The 17,242-nt window shown below is 42.7% G+C and carries 14 protein-coding genes and 5 tRNA genes; 6 read left to right on the forward strand and 13 right to left on the reverse strand.

The genetic code is table 11. The annotated features are described in order from the left end of the window. The first annotated feature begins 118 nt into the window (after nucleotides 1-118). From AACV12_RS00320 to AACV12_RS00330, 3 genes are read left to right on the forward strand one after another with little or no spacing between them, the layout of a single operon-like run. Nucleotides 119-1,096, forward strand: coding sequence for an amidohydrolase family protein (locus tag AACV12_RS00320; RefSeq protein WP_017047500.1), 978 nt, complete (start codon nucleotides 119-121; stop codon nucleotides 1,094-1,096). After that, nucleotides 1,097-1,651 (forward strand): non-canonical purine NTP pyrophosphatase, encoded by a 555-nt coding sequence (locus AACV12_RS00325; protein ID WP_017047501.1) that lies wholly within the window; start codon nucleotides 1,097-1,099, stop codon nucleotides 1,649-1,651. It begins immediately after the preceding gene. Next, nucleotides 1,651-2,439: an SIR2 family NAD-dependent protein deacylase gene (locus AACV12_RS00330; protein ID WP_170901219.1), complete on the forward strand. Its 789-nt coding sequence runs from the start codon at nucleotides 1,651-1,653 to the stop codon at nucleotides 2,437-2,439. Before AACV12_RS00325 ends, AACV12_RS00330 begins: the two co-directional genes overlap by 1 nt. A 277-nt stretch (nucleotides 2,440-2,716) precedes the next feature. On the opposite strand, the gene AACV12_RS00335 is transcribed toward AACV12_RS00330, so the two are convergent. Next, on the reverse strand, nucleotides 2,717-3,481 hold the full coding sequence (locus AACV12_RS00335) for a substrate-binding periplasmic protein (RefSeq protein WP_170901221.1): 765 nt from the start codon (nucleotides 3,479-3,481) through the stop codon (nucleotides 2,717-2,719). Nucleotides 3,482-3,670: 189 nt separating this feature from the next. Continuing rightward, nucleotides 3,671-4,567, reverse strand: coding sequence for a response regulator (locus AACV12_RS00340; protein WP_170889621.1), 897 nt, complete (start codon nucleotides 4,565-4,567; stop codon nucleotides 3,671-3,673). 97 nt (nucleotides 4,568-4,664) lie between these two features. On the opposite strand from AACV12_RS00340, the gene AACV12_RS00345 reads away from it, so the two are divergent. Continuing rightward, a complete protein-coding gene (locus AACV12_RS00345) occupies nucleotides 4,665-5,414 on the forward strand; it encodes a chromosome partitioning protein ParA (RefSeq protein ID WP_170901223.1) in 750 nt (249 codons plus the stop codon). Between the two features lie 34 nt (nucleotides 5,415-5,448). On the opposite strand, the gene AACV12_RS00350 is transcribed toward AACV12_RS00345, so the two are convergent. The 10 genes from AACV12_RS00350 to AACV12_RS00395 form a co-directional block, all read right to left on the reverse strand. Beyond that, nucleotides 5,449-6,375 (reverse strand): SPOR domain-containing protein, encoded by a 927-nt coding sequence (locus AACV12_RS00350; protein ID WP_017043951.1) that lies wholly within the window; start codon nucleotides 6,373-6,375, stop codon nucleotides 5,449-5,451. Nucleotides 6,376-6,541: 166 nt separating this feature from the next. Continuing rightward, nucleotides 6,542-7,480, reverse strand: coding sequence for an ABC transporter permease (locus AACV12_RS00355; RefSeq protein ID WP_017046673.1), 939 nt, complete (start codon nucleotides 7,478-7,480; stop codon nucleotides 6,542-6,544). 2 nt (nucleotides 7,481-7,482) lie between these two features. After that, nucleotides 7,483-8,460 carry an ABC transporter permease gene (locus AACV12_RS00360; protein WP_013855660.1) on the reverse strand — a complete coding sequence of 326 codons (978 nt, stop codon included), beginning with the start codon at nucleotides 8,458-8,460 and terminating at the stop codon, nucleotides 7,483-7,485. Nucleotides 8,461-8,659: 199 nt separating this feature from the next. Beyond that, nucleotides 8,660-10,216 carry an ABC transporter substrate-binding protein gene (locus tag AACV12_RS00365; RefSeq protein ID WP_026029171.1) on the reverse strand — a complete coding sequence of 519 codons (1,557 nt, stop codon included), beginning with the start codon at nucleotides 10,214-10,216 and terminating at the stop codon, nucleotides 8,660-8,662. A gap of 108 nt (nucleotides 10,217-10,324) precedes the next feature. Beyond that, on the reverse strand, nucleotides 10,325-12,040 hold the full coding sequence (locus AACV12_RS00370) for a dipeptide ABC transporter ATP-binding protein (RefSeq protein WP_019281822.1): 1,716 nt from the start codon (nucleotides 12,038-12,040) through the stop codon (nucleotides 10,325-10,327). Nucleotides 12,041-12,990: 950 nt separating this feature from the next. Beyond that, a tRNA-Pro gene (locus AACV12_RS00375) sits at nucleotides 12,991-13,067 on the reverse strand. A gap of 56 nt (nucleotides 13,068-13,123) precedes the next feature. Then, nucleotides 13,124-13,199, reverse strand: a tRNA-His gene (locus AACV12_RS00380). Nucleotides 13,200-13,274: 75 nt separating this feature from the next. Next, nucleotides 13,275-13,351 (reverse strand) — tRNA-Pro (locus tag AACV12_RS00385). A 149-nt stretch (nucleotides 13,352-13,500) separates the two neighbouring features. Then, a tRNA-His gene (locus AACV12_RS00390) sits at nucleotides 13,501-13,576 on the reverse strand. A 43-nt stretch (nucleotides 13,577-13,619) separates the two neighbouring features. Next, nucleotides 13,620-13,696: transfer RNA gene (locus tag AACV12_RS00395), tRNA-Arg, on the reverse strand. A gap of 298 nt (nucleotides 13,697-13,994) precedes the next feature. Here AACV12_RS00395 and AACV12_RS00400 point away from each other — a divergent pair. Next, nucleotides 13,995-14,402: a c-type cytochrome gene (locus AACV12_RS00400; RefSeq protein ID WP_088718017.1), complete on the forward strand. Its 408-nt coding sequence runs from the start codon at nucleotides 13,995-13,997 to the stop codon at nucleotides 14,400-14,402. Between the two features lie 69 nt (nucleotides 14,403-14,471). Here AACV12_RS00400 and rep read toward each other — a convergent pair whose 3' ends face one another. Continuing rightward, a complete protein-coding gene (gene rep / locus AACV12_RS00405; RefSeq protein WP_170901225.1) occupies nucleotides 14,472-16,490 on the reverse strand; it encodes a DNA helicase Rep in 2,019 nt (672 codons plus the stop codon). Between the two features lie 139 nt (nucleotides 16,491-16,629). Here rep and AACV12_RS00410 point away from each other — a divergent pair, with 139 nt between their 5' ends. After that, nucleotides 16,630-17,241: a TetR/AcrR family transcriptional regulator gene (locus tag AACV12_RS00410; protein WP_013855653.1), complete on the forward strand. Its 612-nt coding sequence runs from the start codon at nucleotides 16,630-16,632 to the stop codon at nucleotides 17,239-17,241. The last annotated feature ends 1 nt before the right edge of the window (nucleotide 17,242 follow it).

The following is a 17,242-nucleotide window of genomic DNA, read 5'->3' on the forward strand; positions in this document are numbered from 1 at the left end:
CTTATAGCGCCTCAAGCTGCTAGGTAATTTATTTCTATTAATCAATAAATTACAATTTAAACAATATAGTAGAAACGTTTCCCTAACTCTCTATCCCAGCTATCATTCGAGGCTTTTAATGGAATTCAAAGAAATTAAAATGATGCCTAAAGGTGAACTACATGTACACTTGAACGGATTAGCAAATACTCATCTGATAAGATCACTTTTACAAGCAAGTAGTAATGAGCTTCCATCTGATTTCAACTTATACCACGATTTAACAAGGCGTACTCCAGCTCGCTCTCTGTCTGAATACTTAAAACCTTGGCAAGCACTCAGGTTAGTACCACAAAGTAGAGCAGATTTATCTAAAATTGTAGATAGTGCATTCTTCGAACTCAAAAGTGATAATGTTGAATTTGTAGAACTACGCAACAGTATCATATACATATCCCTCCTAAATAATATTACAGTTCAAGAAGCATTAGAATGGCTCCTACAAGACATAGATGAGTACTCGAGTCGCTACAATATTAAAGCAGGCTTACTTCTAACTATCACACGCGGAGAGTATGCCCCAGAACACTTGCGAGCGTTGGTAAATGCCTATAAATCTCTTGGCCGCCCCCAGTCAGTTATCGGATTAGACCTAGCTGGGAACGAGGATGTATCACCTCCCCCAGAGACGGCGCATTTATTTAGAACAGCTAAAGATGAAGAAGGACTGTCTATTACAATTCATGCAGGTGAAACTGGGAAGCACAAGAATATAGAAGATGCCATCATCAACTACTCCGCCGATAGAATTGGTCACGGAACAGCAATTGTTCAAGACCCAAAACTTATTGAGTTAGTAAAGGAAAAGGACGTCTGTGTCGAGGTGTGCCCTGTAAGTAATCGACTAACAAATGCTGTCGCAGAGAATGAACCTCACCCTGTTAGAGAAATGGTTAAGCATGAAGTACCTTTCGTTATCTGTTCAGACAACCCTTCTATACACGGTTCTACTCTAAGCAATGACTACTTTGAGCTCTATAAAGAAACGAATAATGTTCTTCTAATTAAAAATATGCTCTCGACTCAAAAGAAATATTCTTTCATTAAGGATGATTAAATGAAACTTAGATTCATTACAAAAAACGACTGTAAAATCGAAGAAGTAAACAAACTTTTAGACGGCATCGGTGTAGAAGTAGTGGCAGCGAAACATTCTATAAATGAAATCCAAACCGATGACGTTGACCTCCTAGTTAAAGACAAACTACTAAAAGCATTTAAAATTGTAGGGCGTCCAGTTTTCGTAGAGCATACCGGCTTATACATTGATAATCTAAACGAGTTTCCTGGCGGCTTAACCCAGATTTTCTGGGATAAGCTTGAAGCTGATAAGTTTTCTACGTTATTTGGTAATGGTGACAATACTAAAGTTATCGCAAAAACAATTATTGGTTATTGTGACTCAATGAAAATCCACACCTTTACGGGTGAAATAAAAGGAACAATAGCCCATGAACCTAGGGGAGATCGTAGCTTTCAGTGGGACTGCATTTTCATTCCAGAAGGGAAAAACCTAACGTTTTCAGAAATGGGTGACAAAAAGAATGAAATTTCAATGAGAAAGTTAGCTTTTGACAAGTTCAAAGAGTTTTTGCAGAAAAGGAAAGATTAATGGAACAGCTATTTTCGGCCTACAAAAAGGGGAACGTCATTTTATTCGTTGGCGCAGGTGTATCAATGAACCTTGGTCTCCCTTCATGGTCTGAACTTATCAACCATATCGCCGAAGAACTAGGCTATGATCCAGACATTTATAAAACATTTGGAAATGATCTTGCACTGGCCGAGTATTATCGAATCCAAAAAGGAAGAATAGGCCCATTGCGTAGTTGGATGGACACAGAATGGCACTCTGGAGATGTAGAGCTAGAAAAATCCAAGATTCATGAATACATCGCTAAAGCAAATTTTCCTCTTATCTATACGACAAACTACGACCGATGGATTGAGAAATCGCTAAAATATTACGGTAAAGAGTTTATAAAAATAGCGTCTGTATCTGACATGACCAAGATAAAAAGAGACCAAACACAAGTCATTAAGTTTCACGGAGACTTTGATGATGATGAGTCGATTGTCCTTGATGAAACAAGTTATTTTGAACGACTAGAGTTCGAATCACCTCTCGACCTCAAACTTAGAGCAGATGTGCTTGGAAAAACAGTTCTTTTCATTGGTTATAGTCTATCTGATATCAACATAAGATTGCTATTCTATAAATTGTCCAAGCTATGGAAAGATAACGATTGTGGAGGAGCTCAGCCTAAGTCTTACGTTTTCTCCTCACGTCCAAATCCCATACAGGAAGCAGTTCTTGAACAATGGGGTATCAATATGATTAACTCAGAAATTGATGACTCAGGTAAAGCGCTTGAAGAGTTTTTAAAACAGTTTGTGTAATACTTAAGAAGTCTGGAAAATCTATTTTCCAGACTTCCATTTTCTAAAAAATTAACCCATTTTTTGTTTTTACTGGAAAACTGCCCGTAGTACCTACTATCAGAAAGTTTCCAGATAACCTCCAGAGTCGAAAATAAAGAGTATGGATGTACCATGAGAAACTAAATATATTCTTTATCGTAAAATAGCAGCGAGTCATAAACCGCCTCGCTGCTGTTTAAATTACGAATAGATATATCGCAATGAAATATAAAAATAAAAAGTAATATTCCTCAATCTACTCTTTCTGAATTGGGGCTTCTAAGTTATAAGATTCGTATATCCTAGTAATCTCTCCGGAACGACGCATTTCAGCTAAAATATTCTCTAGCTGATCGATATACTGATAGTTCGCCGATCGTTTAGGCACACTAAAAAAACGACCATTTAGGTAAATGTTTTTATAACTTATTTTCTTTAATTTAGGGTCATTTTCAAAAAGATTAAGCCCATGCTGTTCAGAGGTGATAGCAAGATCGATTCGACTAGCCTCTAGCATATTAATAATTTGTTCTACGCTAGTGACAAAACTGATTTTTAATTTGTCTGTATTTTGGTTGAATTGGTCACTATAAAAACTGCCATTGAGTGCACCAATAACAAAACCTCGGCTGACAATTTCATCAAAACTATTTGCATCAATATTCGAGTTCGTCCGAGTAAAATAAAACACCTCTCTTTCACCATACCCCATTAATAATGGGTGAAGAAACTGTTCTCTCTCTTCATCCATAGAGTGCAGAGGAATAAGATCAACTCCACCCTGTGGTGCAACACCAATGGTTCTTGCCCAAGGAACTTTTGTCCAATGGACTTTATGCCCCAACTTAAGAATAACCTGGTTAATCACATCGCCACCAGGGCCTTTACACTCACCATTTTCAAAATAAAGATAGGGCTTTCTATCTCGGCAATGCCCCTCCCACGTAACATTCGCTAAAAGTGGGGCTGACATAAATAGGCTTAAGCAACCAATGATGAATATCCGTATAAACTTTATCATATCGCTTCCTTTAATTAATCAATTAATCCTAATTTTAAATACTTTTAGGAATAACTTCAGTATAGTCACTAAGTGGCAATTTTTCTTATATCTCATGAATAATGGCTCATCAATATCATCTAAGAATATACCCAATAGCAAAAATAATCCTGTCATAAATATAACCTCAGAATATGCTCTTAAAGATGATTAAAATCCCACCAAAGTAATTTTCCCTTGGGCTAACGCCCCCATTTGGCAGGAAAAATCGACCCGTTTATCCGCTTCTTTGGCAAATAGGGTTTCGAGCTTTTCAAACGATTGAGGGATAAAACTGATATTTTTTAACTTCAAGCTTTTGCGGGTTTGATTATCAAGAAACGCTAATGCGGAAGTACTTAATACTTTCTGGCAAGTATCGAGAATATCTTTACTGACCATTTTGCTGTGTACCGCTTGTTGTAGTTGCTCTTTGGTAATGCTGGGGTTGCCTTTAGCAAAGACACAAACGGCGTAGATATCAAGCAGTGCCACCGCGCGCGGCTTTTGCGTTTCGCCATCTTCATAGACTGCCATCAAACAAGGAATTTTACTCTCATCAAACGATTGGCGACGAATATTATTCAGCACGATATCAGCACCTACCGCTCTTTTTAGCAGCTTCTCTAGCTGCGAAAGCTTTGGTAAAGCCAACTCATCTTGCAGCTCGACCATTTCATCTAATTCAATGCAGCTCTCTTCCGCTCCTTGCACTAAAGGAAGCAACTTTTGGTGCAGTTCACCATCGTCAAACGGTTTCGATAACACAAACGACGCTCCAGCTTCAAGCGCCTGTTTGATTTGTTGCTCATCGGCCACCGTGGTGAGCATTGCCACTTTTATCCCGAGCTTACGTTTGGTTATCGCTTGTGTCAGCTCCAGCCCCGTCATGCCGGGCATGTGCCAATCTGTTAAGACAATATCCGGCTGCCAACTGCCAATCAGCTTGAGTGCGGCCTTACCATTGTCTGCCTTTTGAATGGACAAACGTCGGTAGCCAAACGCCTCTAAGGCTCGTCTGACTATTTCAAGTGTCGCTTTACTGTCATCAACAATGAGAATCTTCACAGCATATTTTTCTATGACCTAACTTGTTCAAAGTATAGGCACATTTTTTTACAACAACTAAACTTACCTGAAAATACAGCAACAAAAGTGGGTTTATGTGATGCCAATACAAGAGTTCCTCACCGAAAAGGTTTTATCGCTCTTAGCGATCGATCTCGGGCTTATTATCTTGTTGGCTTGGTTTTTTATCCTACTGCTGATCCTGCGTGAATTTAGGAAATTTGCGCATGGTTTTACTCGTAATAAAAGTAATAGCGATGAAGACACGCTTCATTTATGCCAACAATCCGTTGAAAATGCGTTGAACTACACCGCAGAGCATAGCTCGACTCTGAATGATTTAATCATCATTCAAAAAGCGCTCGAGCAACAGGTTTCTCTCATCAAAAATTCCTCTTCTCAGGGCATTAGTGCCGAAGATCAGGCTTCAATTGATGAACTCAATGAGAAATTGAGTAAATCGCATAAGTTGATCCGCAAACTGAAAGGCGATCTCGATAAAAGTGTGAAAGGGCTACGAGTGACTCGTAAAAAACTCTTTGCTCAAACTGATACCGTTGACAGTTTGAAAGAAGAAAAAGCCACCATCGAAAAAGAGTTTGAACAGTTAGAAGCGGAATACATCAAGATCAGTAAAGCGGGTGATTTCTACGAAATGGCAAAAAATTATCAAGCCGAGAAAAAAGAACTACTAGAGACCATTGAGAAATACAAAGAGCAAGCCAAACAAAGTGGCACTTCTGTCGATGTCGAAGCGATGAAAAAACAGTTGTATCACATCAGTAAAGAAAAAGATTTTATCGAACAACGCTATCTACAGTTACTCGAAGAGGGAAAGAAAGAGTAGCGCTGCCGCCATTTCTGACGGCAAACTGAGACACTTATTTAACGCAAATCACATTGAGTAATGAGGAACCTTTCAGTTGGCTGACTTTACCGTTGGTAAAAAGCCCTTTTTGCGACCATCCCCAATAAGGTAAGTGCATTGGCCATTGGTTACTGTCCATCTGTTTTGAATCCAAAAGGCGTTGCCACTCTTCTTCCGTTACCAAGCGCATAGCCATTTTTTGGCAGGTTTTTTCTGCCACCTCATAGTTTAGGCGGCTCCATGCTAGGCCATGTTCCATATAGAACTGTTCATCACTCGAACGTAAATGAGGCACCACAAACTGCAAACCGTTTGCGGTGGTGCTCAAACGAATTTCAACCGCTGGCGGAACATTAAGAGCTGGCGCTTTGGTTGATGGTTTCGTTGATAATGGCGAACTCGCCATTTCCACTTGTGGTTTCGGTAAAGACTTTTTGGTGATTTGTTTTGCGGCAGACGTTGCTTGAGCGGAAGTTGTCTTTTTTATCGGCGAGCTAGACTGTGCGCGCCCTTTGACAACCTCACGAATGAAAGCTTCTTTGTAACCGGGGATTTGCTGGATAAGAGGCAGTTCTTTTTTTACTTGCTCATAATCAGTATAAGGACCGATTAAGCAACGATACGTTTTCGCTTCTGGTTTTAGCCATACATCGGTAGAAATATGGGTATAAAACGCTTTGGCTTTCAGCAAAGATAATGGCTTATTTAACACGCCACACTGAATCCAAAAAGTGGATGATTGCCCTTTGGGCTTTTTCTTTCCCCATAAACCTTGCCCTATTGGGCATGCTTTATCAAGAATGGGCAACTGATCGACAGAAGCTTGAGTCGCATCACAAAGAAAATCTTCCGCCCAAGCGGGTTGAAATAAAGCCAGCGACGCCAACACCGTTAGGCTTGATGTCACACACAGGGTCGTTTTCCGCATCAGGGTCATCATATTGAGTCCATATACTTGCTTAATAGTAGTGACAACATTACCGATTCAATGTTCCCTAGTTCAATGGATTTGGGTTGGGTATAACAAAAATACTAGCAAAAAAAGAGCCGCATTTGACGGCGGCTTTTAGTTTAGGGATTTTCTTTAGCAAAAATCAATTGCCACATCACCCTTTGTAAATTTTTGGGTTAAAAACATCGCGTAGCCAGTCACCCAACAGATTGATCACCAACACTAATGTGACTAGTACAAAACCAGGGAAAGCCGTAATCCACCAAGCGCCAGAGAAGATGTAGTTAAAGCCCATGCTAATCAAAGCACCCAATGATGGCTGATCGACTGGCAAACCTAAACCTAGGAAAGAGAGTGCCGCTTCAGACATGATCGCATTGGCAATTTGTACAGTTGAGATAACCAAAATAGGCGATAAACAGTTAGGTAAAATATGGCGAAACATGATGCGTGGCGATTTAAAACCCATCACACGAGCCGCTTCCACATACTCTTTTTTCTTCTCGGCGAGCACGGACGCACGAATTGTCCGCGCGTATTGTGGCCACTCAGCCACACCGATAATCACCACCAACATCACAACCGCATACTGACTATAAAATTCACTCCCAAAACTGGCTTTGAAAATTGCCGAAACAATGATCGCCACCATCATGGTTGAAAACGATAGCTGTACATCAGCAAAACGCATCAAAAAGCTATCAATACGTCCACCAAAGTAGCCAGCAGAAAGGCCAATCACGATACCAAGTAGCAACTGTAAACCAACCGCCAAAAAGCCAATCGTCAGTGATAGACGCGAACCATACAGTATGGTCGACAAAATATCGCGCCCTTGCTCATCTGTGCCGAGAACAAAGCGCTCATCGGCTCCCTCCATCCAAGAGGGAGGTAATTCTGCATCCATCAGATCAATCGATGATAGGTCGTACGGGTTACTGGGGGCAATCAGTGGCGCAGCGACAGACAAAGTTAAGAATACCAAAAAGATGACGAAGCTGGTCATCGCCACTTTATCACGCAAGAAATAGTACAAAAAATCAGACTGTTTAAAACGCTCCCAACGAGATGGAGCAGCAGCAAATTGGCTCATGATTAAGCTCCTTTTCCAGTAAGGTTCACAGTCGGGTTAATCAGACCGTATAACAGATCGACAATGGTGTTGGTGACAACGAAAATCAGGCCCACGAATATGACGTAAGCGGTGATCAGCGGAGTATCAACTCGGTTAATCGCTTCAAGGAAAAGAAAGCCCGTACCCGGCCACTGAAAAACAGTCTCGGTTAAGATGGTGTAGGCCACCATAGTCCCAATTTGTACACCGCCGACGGTTAGCACCGGTAACATGGTATTTTTAAGGGCATGTTGGTAGTAAATTTTGTTCAATGCCAAGCCTTTAGCTTTAGCAAATTTGATGTATTCCGAGCTCAGCACTTCCAACATTTCAGAACGCACTAAACGAATAAACAGCGGCAGCATGATCGACGCCAGTGAAACACAAGGCAGCACCAAGTGTGCTAAGCCATCAGCCGTGAAAAAGCCAGATTCCCAACCCAACCAATTGGCGGTTTCCCCTCGTCCATACGACGGTAACCAACCTAACGTGATCGAAAAAACATACATCAACATAATCGCAGTTAAGAACACTGGGATAGAAATACCAATACTGCTGCCCGCCATCACCACTTTGGTAAAGAAGCTTTTGGGATGAATGGCTGTGTAAACCCCTAATGGAATGGAACAGACAATGATGATTACGGTCGCACCGAGCACAAGCTCTAACGTTGCGATTAATTTATCGAGAATAACGTCTACCGCAGGACGTTTGAAAAAGTAGGACGTGCCTAAATCACCCTGCACCGCGGCCGTAATAAAACGAGTATATTTGGCAATGAAAGGATCATTCAGTCCAAGTTCATCGCGCAGCGCTTGGCGCTCGCTTTCTGAAACAGACTGCCCAACAAGCTCACGCAATGGGTCGCCTAAGTTATCCTGAATGGCAAACGCCACCAGACTGATCACAAACATCACTATCAGTGCCTGAAACAGGCGCTTGACCAGAAACGAAAACATTCCTTGCCCCTTAAACTATCCATGATGGTTCTTTTTAAAATTGAATTAACTTTAATAGGAACGAAAAAATTCAGCCTAAAAAATGACACTCGACCCGACTGAAATAAAGCAAAGTGCAGAGATCTTAATAAGGCATCCAAGCGGATGCCTTGAGTGACTTAAGCGCCGCCCACATGACATGAGCGGCCAACTTAAGTAATTACTCGCTAACGACTAGGTCGCCGAAATAAGGGAATTCCATCGCGTTAACAATCGGTTTGATATCTAAAGTAGATTTCGCCCCCCACGCTAGGTTTTGCCAATGCAGTGGAACAAATGCTGCGTCGTTGTACAAAGTCACTTCGACTTTTTGCAGCATCTGTGCACGTTTCGCAGGATCGGTTTCTACGTTTGCCGCTTCAACCAACTTATCCACTTCTGGATTTGAGTAGTGACCACAGTTGTACTGGCCTTTACCACTCTCTTCGTTACGTGTCATGGTTAAGAACTCGGTGAAGTTTGCTGAGTCTTCAGTATCTGAGTGCCAGCCAATCATTAACAGATCCGCGGCGCACTTATCAAACTCAGGCCAATATTGCGCTTTTGGCATGGTTTTAAGATCAACCTTAATACCAATTTTCGACAACATCGCCGCTGCAGCTTGTGCAACTTTCGCATCGTTCACATAACGGTTGTTTGGCGCGATCATGGTGAGCGTCAGCCCTTTCTCATAACCAGCCTCTTTCATCAGCTCTTTCGCTTTTTTCAAATCAAAACGAGGCACAAGGTTCGCGTCATAACCAGAATAACCCGCTGGGCCTTGTTGGCCAGCTGCTGTCGCAAAACCTTTCATGATTTTGTCAACGATACCTTGGTTGTTGATGGCATGAACAATGGCTTGACGCACGCGAACATCTTTCAGTGCTTCATTGCTGTTTTGGTTCATTTGGAAAGTGATGATGCGCGTACCCGGCAAGGTCACAAGATCAATACCTTTGGCTTCTTCCACACGTTTATGATCGTTTGGCGCAACAGGTGCAATCATATCCACATCACCCGAAAGGAGCGCCGCAACACGAGTGGCATCTTCTTTAATCGGCACTAGGGTCAGTTTGTCTACGTTGCCTTTTGATGCGCTATCCCAATAATCTTTAAAGCGTTCAAATTCCACTTTTACGCCTTGTTCGCGGAAAGTCACTCTAAATGGGCCAGTACCAGAAACGTTGGTCGAAGCAAACGAGTTACCGTGCTTCACAATTTCAGATTTCTCTTTACCATCAGCCGCTTTGCCCGAATAGAACTTGCTGTCCATAGGGAAGATGTAGGTTGCGGTTTGCAGAACCAGAGGATAAGCGCCTTTGGATACGATCTCGACGGTGTAATCATCTACTTTGACCATCTTTTCATACGGTTCAAAAATAGCTTTGAAATCAGGAGAATCTTGTAAACGATCGAACGTCCAGACCACATCGTCTGCCGTCATTTCGTTACCAGAATGGAATTTTACCCCTTTGCGCAGCATAAAACGGAACGTTGTATCGTTGACACGTTCCCATTTTTCAGCAAGGCGAGGTTCAAAATCAAATGTCTGGGTGTAACGAACGAGAGGATCAAACACCATGTGAGACATTTGTAGCGTACCACCAGATAGCTGCTCATGCGGGTCAAGTGACACTGGGTCAGCATCATAAGCGACGGTAATATTGGCCGCGCTAGCTGCAAAGCTTAAGCCTGCCGCCATCAAAGCTACTGTTAGTTTGCTTTTCATGGTTTTCATTGCATAACTCCTTATGCGGGAATCCAAATCCCTAGTTGTTGTAATTGCTTCTGTTTATTCATTCCAAGCACGCTTGGTCATGATATCTCTATCTGTAACTTTTTTGGCTTACGCCGTTACTACATCTTCTCTTAAGCCCGTAAACTCAGGCATTAAAGAAATCAAATGCTGGCTGTATTGGTGTTGAGGTGACTTAAACAACTGCTCTGTAGGGGCGACCTCCAGTAAGGTCCCCATTTGCATGACCCCGACACGATCGCACATTTGGCGGATCACAGGTAAATCATGGCTGATGAACAGCATGGTCAAATTGAGCTCATCTTGCAGATCTTTCAATAGGTTTAAGATCTGCGCTTGCACAGACACGTCGAGCGCGGACGTAGGTTCATCACAAATCAATAAGCGAGGACGCGTGGCGAGTGCGCGAGCAATCGAAATACGTTGACGTTGACCGCCGGAAAACTCGTGCGGATATTTCACTCCCGCCATCTTACCTAGGCCTACGTGCTCTAAAAGATCATGCACAATTTGCCGTGTTTCCGCTTCGCTACGGGTTAATTTATGAAAACGAATCGGCTCGGCAATGATATCGAAAATCTTCATTCTCGGATTCATTGAGGTATAAGGGTTTTGAAACACCATCTGCATCTGGCGGCGCATCGGACGGCGCTCGTTTTCCGATTTCAGCGCAGTAAGATCAATTCCTTCAAAACAGACTTTGCCTGAGTTTGGAGCGTACAGACCCGCAATCACGCGTGCGATGGTTGATTTACCGGAACCTGATTCCCCAACCAAACCAAAAGTTTCCCCTTCAAACACCTCAAAACTGACGTCATTTGAAGCTTGGACATATTCACGGCGACTTTCAAACAATGAGTCTTTGGTCGTAAAGCGTAAATTCACGTTTTCTACTGTCAGCAGTGGGCCTGTGTATTGGCGATTATCTTGGCTCTGACCCAACCAATGGTTTTTAACATCCAATGGTTTTAACTCACTTGCCTCTTCGATATAGCTCACCAGCGGAAAGCGATCGAGTTTTTTATCTGAGCGAGGAACGGCGGAAATCAAACTGCGCGTATAGGAGTGATCCGGAGCGCCCAACACTTTAGCTGTCGGTCCAAATTCAACCAAGTCACCGCGATACATCACCGCGACGCGATCCGTCACATTCGAGACCACACCCATATCATGGGTGACCAGCATACAACCAACATTGTTTTTAATGCATAGCTCGCGGATGAGGCTCAAGATTTGATCTTGAATAGAAACGTCTAATGCAGTGGTCGGTTCATCGGCAATAATAAGATCAGGTTCACCCGCCAGCGCAATGGCAATCACAACACGTTGACGCATGCCACCAGAGAATTGGTGTGGGTACTGCTTCAAACGGTTTTCAGGCTGAGGAATACCCACTTGCTTCATCAAAGAAAGTGCACGCTGATACGCTTCTTCCTCAGTCACTTTCATATTGGCGTGGATGGTTTCTGTCAGTTGATGTTCAACCGTAAATAGTGGATTAAGCGACGTCATTGGGTCTTGAAAAATAAAACCAATTTTAGAGCCGCGAACTTGGCGCATCTGCTCAGGCGATAAGCCTGAAATCTTCTCACCATCTAAGAACACATCGCCACTGGCAATGAGACCAGGTGGGCTCAATAAATCGATAACCGCATTACCTACGGTCGATTTTCCGGCGCCTGATTCTCCCACAACCCCAACAATTTCACCCCGCTCGATATTAAACGAAAGCGATTTCACAGCAACGTGAACACCATGACGCGATGGGTATTCAATACGCAGGTTTTTTACTTCTAAAAGTGACATCCCAGACCTCTACGACTTGGGCAGTGTTGTGCCCTGTCTGTAACTACCTTTGAACAACAAAGCGTTCAAAGCCAGTAAAAATGAATCCATTCATACCAGTACAATATTCTGGTAATTAACAAGGCCATCAATTTGGCAAATATTTCACAGAAAAGCAACATCGATAGGATAAAAAGTCGATATCAAATCAAACCAAAGCAGTAACATCGTATTTTTATGCACCACATATGCATTAATCATTGGTATGACCAATATTCTAGCACACAGTAATACACCCCAAAACATAGACGTTAAGCCTAAGAAAACGCCAATTTACCATGCATTCTAAAAAAGAATGCAGAATAAAATTTCAAATTATATTGCGGCATATCACGTAACACATTAGAAACAAAAACCAGAATAACCAACAAAATGCCAGACTAAAAACTAATGAAAAGGCAGAAAAGCAGTGAATTCATCTGAACAGAAAATTTAGGGTTTAGCCTTTAAACATGATAATTCACTGACTTAATGAGATAGGAGTCAATAAGGAATCGAACATTGAATAGAGAGAATGGTCTTTCAACTGAGGCTTATTAAGATGGCCAGTGAAGAGCCCGGTTTTGAAAATCAGACAAACCCCACTTTGGCTCTCATTACCTTGATTAAGGCTCCAAACATCAGATATTAAAAAGCCCCAGTCTTTCGACCAAGGCTTTTTAAGATGGTCGATGAAGAGCCCGGTTTTGAAGATCAGACGAACCCCACTTTGGTTCTCATTACCTTGATTAAGGCTCCAAACATCAGATATTAAAAAGCCCCAGTCTTTCGACTGAGGCTTTTTAAGGTGGTCGGTGAAGAGCCCAGTTTTGAAAATCAGACGAACCCCACTTTGGCTCTCATTACCTTGATTAAGGCTCCAAACATCAGATATTAAAAAGCCCCAGTCTTTCGACTGAGGCTTATTAAGGTGGTCGGTGAAGAGGGATTCGAACCCCCGACCCTCTGGTCCCAAACCAGATGCGCTACCAAGCTGCGCTATTCACCGATATATCTCTTTATTCTCGATTTTCACCAAGAACGGAAACCGAAGTTACCGAATAATGGGGTGGCTAACGAGACTTGAACTCGCGACAACCGGAATCACAATCCGGGGCTCTACCAACTGAGCTATAGCCACCATCAAACTTTGCAATAACCGCTTGCTTGCCGTTATTTTTCTTTTCATTTTTAACCAATGAGAAGAAAAGAAAAGTGGTCGGTGAAGAGGGATTCGAACCCCCGACCCTCTGGTCCCAAACCAGATGCGCTACCAAGCTGCGCTATTCACCGATACAAATTCATTTTTTGGAATAAACGAGAGAGAACTCTCTGCTCCGCTATTCCTAACATCATGATGCACTATCAAACTAGTCTATTCATCGATGTAAATCTTTTTTTCTCGACTTTCACCAAGAAAGGAAACCGAAGTTACCAAATAATGGGGTGGCTAACGAGACTTGAACTCGCGACAACCGGAATCACAATCCGGGGCTCTACCAACTGAGCTATAGCCACCACTGTTTTGCCAATTTGCTACTTATTTACATAAGCATCCGGATGGCGCGCCCGAAAGGATTCGAACCTTCGACCTTTGGCTCCGGAGGCCAACGCTCTATCCAGCTGAGCTACGGGCGCATGCCCTATCGGCGGAGTGGAATAATACGGAGTTCACACTAGGGCGTCTAGTACTTTTTCAACTTTTTTTATCGTTTGACGCCTTTTTCATCAGATAACCATTATTACCTCTATAATAAGGATGTGACTCACCCCTTGAAGATCGCAACTTGTTGTTTATTGCAACAACTTATCGGGATATAATCACCCAATATTTACATTGATTTAACAGCTTGAATGGCTTTTAAATCAGCCACACTCTAAATCTAAGTATAAATAGGTAAGCATGAACTTACCTTTGGAATATAAAGTGAGTTTAATGGATATGTCTCGACGAATCATAAGCGTGTTATTCGCTGCTTTAACCTTTTCTAGTGTTGCATTGGCAACCAGCCAAGCTGAATACGATGCCATTGCTGATCGCATTAAACCTGTAGGTGATGTTTACTTAGCGGGTAGTGAACCCGTTGCGGCAGAGCCGACAGGCCCTCGTGATGGCGCGCAAGTTTATGGTACATTCTGTATCGCTTGCCACTCTACAGGCATCAGTGGCGCACCTAAAATTGGCAATGCCGAAGAGTGGGCTCCACGTATCGCCCAAGGTAAAGATGTATTGAAAAATCATGCACTGCAAGGCTTTAATGCCATGCCAGCTAAAGGAACCTGTATGGATTGCTCTGACGACGAAATCGTTGCCGCCATTGAGCATATGATTGCAGGTCTTTAATACATTAATTCCTATAAAACAAAGGGTTGGCTTTAATTCCAAGCCTTTGTTTTTATTATTTTTTAAGCACTATTTCTTAAACATGGCAGCGCGCAAGTTAGCAATATGGCTTTGTCCTTTAGCCATGCGCTCTTCTTGACTTACTGGCTTTTTACTCTGTTCCCACTCAACATCGTCAAAGGGTAATTCATCCAAAAAGCGACTTTGTGTGGGTTTAAGCAGTTCCCCGTATTGACGACGTTCTTTACACATAGTGAAAGTCAGTTCTCGCTGCGCGCGAGTTATCCCGACATACATCAAACGACGTTCTTCTTCGACGTTGTCCTCATCGATACTGGTTTGATGAGGAAGAATACCCTCTTCAGTGCCAATCAAATAAACGTAAGGAAATTCAAGGCCTTTCGATGCATGCAATGTCATCAACTGAACGGCATCACTCTCATCCTCTTCTTCACTTCGCTCCATCATGTCGCGTAGGGTTAAGCGCTGTACAACTTCTTTGAGCGATTTTTCTTGTTGGTCATAGTTGTCACCTTCAAGGTCGGCCACAATCCAAGAATAGAGATCAGAGACGTTTTTCATACGCATTTCGGCCGCTTTGGGGCTGGAAGAGGTTTCATACAGCCAATCTTCATAATGAATATCTCGGACTAACGATCGCACCGCTTCAACGGTATTGCCTCGTTCAGCTTGATCTGAGATAGCCACTAACCATTGCGTAAACTGACGCAAGTTGTCTAGCCCTCTTCCAGACAAATGATGCTCTAAGCCAAGTTCAAAACTGGCCGAAAACAAGCTTTTGCCACGCATATTGGCGTAACTCCCCAATTTCTCCAACGTGACTGGGCCAATTTCTCGTTTTGGCGTGTTCACAATGCGTAAAAAAGCATTGTCATCGTCAGGGTTCACCAACACTTTGAGGTAAGCCATGATGTCTTTAATTTCGGCTCTGGCAAAAAATGACGTTCCACCGGATAACTTATAAGGCACACGGTTTTGCAGCAGCGATTTTTCAATTAAGCGTGACTGATGATTACCGCGGTACAATATCGCGTAATCACGATATTCGGTGCGATTGAGAAATTTATGCGCAATCAGTTCACCAGTGACCCGCTCCGCTTCATGATCTTCATTTTTCGCTAGCAGAACTTTGAGTTTTTCACCCTCAGGGATCTCAGAAAAAAGCGTTTTCTCATACACGTGTGGGTTGTTGGCAATCAGAATATTGGCCGCTCTCAAAATACGGCTGGTTGAACGGTAGTTCTGCTCAAGCTTAATCAGTTTAAGATTTGGGTAATTTTGCCCCAGCAACACGAGGTTTTGCGGTTTCGCCCCTCGCCAAGAATAGATGGATTGATCATCATCACCCACCACAGTTAAACGGCCACGTTCTCCAACCAACAATTTCACTAACTCGTATTGACTGGTATTGGTATCTTGATATTCATCCACCAGCAAGTAGCGAATGCGGTTTTGCCAACGCTGACGAACTTCGGCGTTGTTTTGCAATAACAGCACCGGCATTAAAATAAGATCATCAAAATCGAGCGCGTTATACGCTTTCATTTGCTTTTGATAAAGATCGAAGCAGTAAGCGAACAGCTGTTGTTGTTCACCTTGAGCAAAACCTTTCGCTTGCTCTGGCGTCAACATGTCGTTCTTCCAGTTGGAGATGGTGCTGAGTAATTGGCGCAGCAGATCTTTATCGCCCTCGAGCTGTTTCTCTGTCAACTCTTTGAGCAGCGCAAGCTGATCTTGGTCGTCAAACAGAGAGAACCCCGCTTTCAAGCCCAAAAATTTATATTCCCGACGGATAATATTGAGGCCTAAAGTATGAAATGTGGAAACGAGCAGCCCTTTTGACTCAGCTTTTCCAAGCGTTTGTGCTACCCGCGCCTTCATTTCTCGAGCGGCTTTGTTAGTAAATGTAACGGCAGCAATGTTGCGCGCTTTATAATCACACTGTTGAACCAAGTAAGCGATCTTGTTGGTAATTACGCGCGTTTTACCCGAGCCAGCCCCCGCCAATACTAGACATGGGCCCGATACATATTTGACGGCTTCGTCTTGTCTTGGATTCAGCTTCATGAGGTACTCGTATCACTTTTATTTGGGCCGTCTATGATAATGCCGCGCTTTACTGATTACTACGTCATTCACCATAAGATTTTTGTCATTTTACTACACTAGTGTATTGCATAAGGGGCTATAGTTTGGTCTATAATGAATGAACGTTCATTCACTGTGGGATGTCAGCATGTCTAACTGTATTCACGTGGATAAGTACCAGCAGATATTGGTGGCCGCTGAAAAGCTGATCGCTGAATCTGGATTTCAAGGCTTATCGATGCACAAATTAGCCAAAGAAGCCGGTGTCGCAACGGGAACAATTTACCGTTACTTTGATGACAAAGATCATCTTCTCGTGACAGTTCGCTTACACGTTTGTCAGCACATTGCTGACGCGGTGCAAGCCAATATTGATGATGAGATGCCTTTGAAAGAACGCTTTAAAATGATGTGGCTTAATATCTGGGAATTAGCACAATCAAGCAGTGCAACACTCAGCAACCGAGTTCAATATGAATCATTGCCAACAACAATCAGTTGCAATGTTAAGGAACTTGAGCGAAAAATGTTTGCCAAAGTGGATTTACTATTTGATCAAGGTAAAGAGCAGGGATTATTCAAGCCGTTGGATAATCAGATTTTGTCTGCTTTAAGCTTCGAAACAACGGTCGCCCTTGCCCGTAAAAAAGCGATGGAATGTTATCAACTGGATGACAGCGCACTCAGTGCTGTGATTGACGCCAGTTGGGATGCAATTACTCAACACTAAC

The organism is Vibrio sp. 2-2(8), assembly GCF_963888495.1.
GTDB lineage: Bacteria > Pseudomonadota > Gammaproteobacteria > Enterobacterales > Vibrionaceae > Vibrio > Vibrio anguillarum.

What these genes read in the sequence shown, in the direction of transcription:
- AACV12_RS00320 (WP_017047500.1), top strand. Translation starts at nt 119, where the DNA reads ATGGAATTCAAAGAAATTAAAATGATGCCTAAAGGTGAACTACATGTA.
- AACV12_RS00325 (WP_017047501.1), top strand. Translation starts at nt 1,097, where the DNA reads ATGAAACTTAGATTCATTACAAAAAACGACTGTAAAATCGAAGAAGTA.
- AACV12_RS00330 (WP_170901219.1), top strand. Translation starts at nt 1,651, where the DNA reads ATGGAACAGCTATTTTCGGCCTACAAAAAGGGGAACGTCATTTTATTC.
- AACV12_RS00335 (WP_170901221.1), bottom strand. Translation starts at nt 3,481, where the DNA reads ATGATAAAGTTTATACGGATATTCATCATTGGTTGCTTAAGCCTATTT.
- AACV12_RS00350 (WP_017043951.1), bottom strand. Translation starts at nt 6,375, where the DNA reads ATGATGACCCTGATGCGGAAAACGACCCTGTGTGTGACATCAAGCCTA.
- AACV12_RS00355 (WP_017046673.1), bottom strand. Translation starts at nt 7,480, where the DNA reads ATGAGCCAATTTGCTGCTGCTCCATCTCGTTGGGAGCGTTTTAAACAG.
- AACV12_RS00360 (WP_013855660.1), bottom strand. Translation starts at nt 8,460, where the DNA reads ATGTTTTCGTTTCTGGTCAAGCGCCTGTTTCAGGCACTGATAGTGATG.
- AACV12_RS00365 (WP_026029171.1), bottom strand. Translation starts at nt 10,216, where the DNA reads ATGAAAACCATGAAAAGCAAACTAACAGTAGCTTTGATGGCGGCAGGC.
- AACV12_RS00370 (WP_019281822.1), bottom strand. Translation starts at nt 12,040, where the DNA reads ATGTCACTTTTAGAAGTAAAAAACCTGCGTATTGAATACCCATCGCGT.
- AACV12_RS00400 (WP_088718017.1), top strand. Translation starts at nt 13,995, where the DNA reads ATGGATATGTCTCGACGAATCATAAGCGTGTTATTCGCTGCTTTAACC.
- rep (WP_170901225.1), bottom strand. Translation starts at nt 16,490, where the DNA reads ATGAAGCTGAATCCAAGACAAGACGAAGCCGTCAAATATGTATCGGGC.
- AACV12_RS00410 (WP_013855653.1), top strand. Translation starts at nt 16,630, where the DNA reads ATGAACGTTCATTCACTGTGGGATGTCAGCATGTCTAACTGTATTCAC.